The 3,059-nt window shown below is 36.3% G+C and carries 3 protein-coding genes; 1 reads left to right on the top strand and 2 read right to left on the bottom strand.

Annotated elements, in window-relative coordinates; translation table 11 throughout:
* Positions 1-657 precede the first annotated feature (657 nt).
* On the top strand, positions 658-855 hold the full coding sequence (locus J8L98_RS24270; protein WP_192507823.1) for a hypothetical protein: 198 nt from the start codon (positions 658-660) through the stop codon (positions 853-855).
* 378 nt (positions 856-1,233) lie between these two features.
* On the opposite strand, the gene J8L98_RS24265 is transcribed toward J8L98_RS24270, so the two are convergent.
* Together J8L98_RS24265 and J8L98_RS24260 are read right to left on the bottom strand one after the other, a co-directional pair.
* Positions 1,234-1,830: a hypothetical protein gene (locus J8L98_RS24265; protein WP_210998632.1), complete on the bottom strand. Its 597-nt coding sequence runs from the start codon at positions 1,828-1,830 to the stop codon at positions 1,234-1,236.
* Positions 1,831-2,802: 972 nt separating this feature from the next.
* The coding region (locus J8L98_RS24260) for a hypothetical protein (protein ID WP_210998631.1) at positions 2,803-3,059 on the bottom strand (257 nt) is incomplete at its 5' end.

Genomic DNA, 3,059 nt, shown 5'->3' with positions numbered 1-3,059 from the left:
ATTTGTAATAGCCCGCTATTACTGCATAAAAGCGCCTTGATATTGAACGAAATATCATCATTGGATTGTACGTAAGTTTGTTTACAAAACATTTTCTATTCCAAAACCCTTATCCAAACCTGAGGTTAAATAGCAGCTAAATTAATGAAAAGTAATATAAAGGGGATTTATTTCACCTAGAAGATTCAGATCAAACGCAAACAATAAAGCCTGATTAACTTGACTTATATTTGAGTCATTTGACACTAGGTGAAAGTCGTTATCGATTCTTCAATTAACTGACAATCAAATATGACAAAAACCGCAATGAACCCTTCATGTAGGATCCATTAAAATTGGCAGCTTTTCTTGCACATTTTTCACTGCTATAAACTGTATGTGCACAACCACGGGTCTGCCCTAACCCTATTAGAAACTTGTAGGTCTTCAGTTCAGATGTACTACTTCATTTCAATCTACTTCCCTCGCTTATTTTAACCTCAATAACCTACCGGCCCTATGAGTTCCATCGGTAAAACTGGCTAAAAAAGCAAAAAATATTCACAACATACTGTTATTGAATAGCTTTTAAATTTGAATATTGTATACAAAAATACCTTTTATATTAGATTCAGTGATGTTAGGCTAAGTTGAACAATTAAAAAAAGGACATATAAAATGAAACTAAAACTAAATAAAAAGAAAGTAAAAAACCTATCTCGCGACATAAAAGCCATCGCAAATGATATGACACCACAGGTTGCTGCCGGTGCAGGTAACTGGTTTACACAAGAACGTGATTTTTGTGAAGCACCTACAGTATCGTGTAGACGTTGTTATAACGACACTAGTGGCTGCACTAAAGGCCAGCCATAATCACACGCATGAAACGGTAGGAATTATTTGATCCTGCCAAGCTGTAAAGGTCTAGCGTTATTTTTATCGATTTAGACCTTTACTTACATACTTTCAATAAGCACCGGCAGGTAATCGAATGACAACCGCTTTAATTAATAATTACTTTCATTCATAACCAACTTATTAATAGCTAACTTAAGTTATTAATGGCTAGCTTTATTAACCTCTCCCTAAATCAACAATATTAAACCAATAATAACGCGGCTTACTCGCTAAATTCGCACACCTTACATGGGCACCTTGAAATAATTCAGCGAGCGGCGTAACGCATAAGAGGCTTATCATTTACTTATCTCATGATACAAGTTAATTAAGGTACACTTTGAGTATATACAATTATTGCCAACGCATTATACCGTTAAAACTTTGGCAGTTCTCTACTGCACCGGCCGATGCGGCAATAAATACCTGCTGCTTAGCTGAAACTGGATAGCTTAAATACTCTGAACACTGCTCGCTTTGACCATTCCCTACGACCACGTTTGTACCTATTTTAAGCGTGCACTGTACTAGCTTATCCAGCGGTGACCATTGATAGCAAATTTCATAGTTTTTCCTATAATCTGCGATGGTGCCTGATGGGTATTGAAATGACCACCATTGACCAAACTGACTATTCGGATTGGTACTGTTCCAAGCACGGTAAATGGTCACTTCCTGCGTACTTTGATAAACGGTTCCTTGACATAATTTACCCTTAAGCGGCTCGCCAATCGCTTGCGCAAGTAGTTCTGTATCTTTAATTGGTTTAAAGCGCGTATGTAATTCACCATAGAGCGCAGTACTACCAATACAAGCCGATGCGGTATCTACTCCCGATGCTAACTCTGGTTCTAGTTCTGATTCCAGGGCTGTTTTTACAGTTGTTGTTGACGAGCTATTCACACAACCTTGAAGCGTGAACAGTAATGTACCAAGTAGTGCTTTCTTCATGTTATTCCTTTAAATTGTATGCTGTTTTTTTATTCGTGTGTGAAGCCTCTATTGTGAAAGGCGTAAAAATGGGTTTTGCTCAAAAATACCCAAGGGTGAAGTTACAATCTAACTCATTGGATGGATAAAAAGCTATGGGAGGCCCACATTGTTACTTCGTTGACTGTCCCATCTTATTTTCTTTCATAAAGTGGTCGAACTGAACTACCCAGCCCCATTTTACCGAATTTAGAGAGTTAGGAAATTTGTGCCTGTCCCATCTTGCGTTTCAAGCTTTTGCGGTCGCCCTACTGCACCGTGAAATACTTTGGCAATTTTGGGTGGGTGTCTTCTTAAATTCTGACTCAAACAGTGGCTTCGACGAAATGAAAAACGAGGTAGTTTATTCTACCCCGCCAGAGTTATTTTGTTTGGCATACTGGGAGTATCCATATATGTCTTCGTAAATTGTCCTTTTATGTTTTGATGTTAATTCCCAGTATAGCTCTCTCCTCTACTTCGCTTGTCCCGCTCTTCATTAACATCAATCGTTTGAATGCCTAGCTGCTCTGAGTTATCAATTACATAATTAAAAAGTAAAAAATAACTAACACTAAATATTATCAAAAATACAAAGTGTTTAAGCCAACTCATATTTTTATTAATAAGAGATTTAGAAAGTAACAAAACACTTCTTATTGCAAATATAGTCAATAGGAATAGTGCCACCATTAGAATTAATTTAATCATGCTTAACAAGCAATTCCTGTAAATTTGGGATCTTCATATACCCCATTAAATAAAAACCTAAAGATGACACCCACTCAAAAATTAGGCCAGCTCCCGAAGAATAAGCATATCGCCTATTTCATAAATTTAAAATATAAGCTGTATATTTCAACTCATGCAAAATAGTATCAATCCCCCCCAGAGCAATCAATTTTTAATAGGTGTCATGTTAAAGGGAAATTCTATCTTTTTTCATCTGTTCCTTTATTTTTTATCATAATAATCAACAATAAGCAGGACTAATGCCAAAATTAATGAGCAAGGTATTACCACTATGATCATACCGGTAGAAACTCTTTGTAAACTTAATTCAGCTATGTCTCCATTAAGGGCTACTTTTATTAAAATCAAAGTAGTGAGTATTAATACAAACGCTCCTACCAACCGTAAAAATTTCATTGCATTATTTTTAACATTCATCATCAACACTCGAATATGCTTCCCCGAATTCAAGTTCCAAG

Source organism: Pseudoalteromonas sp. MMG013, assembly GCF_018100885.1.
Lineage (GTDB): Bacteria > Pseudomonadota > Gammaproteobacteria > Enterobacterales > Alteromonadaceae > Pseudoalteromonas > Pseudoalteromonas aurantia.
This window is presented reverse-complemented; position numbering and strand designations above follow the sequence as displayed.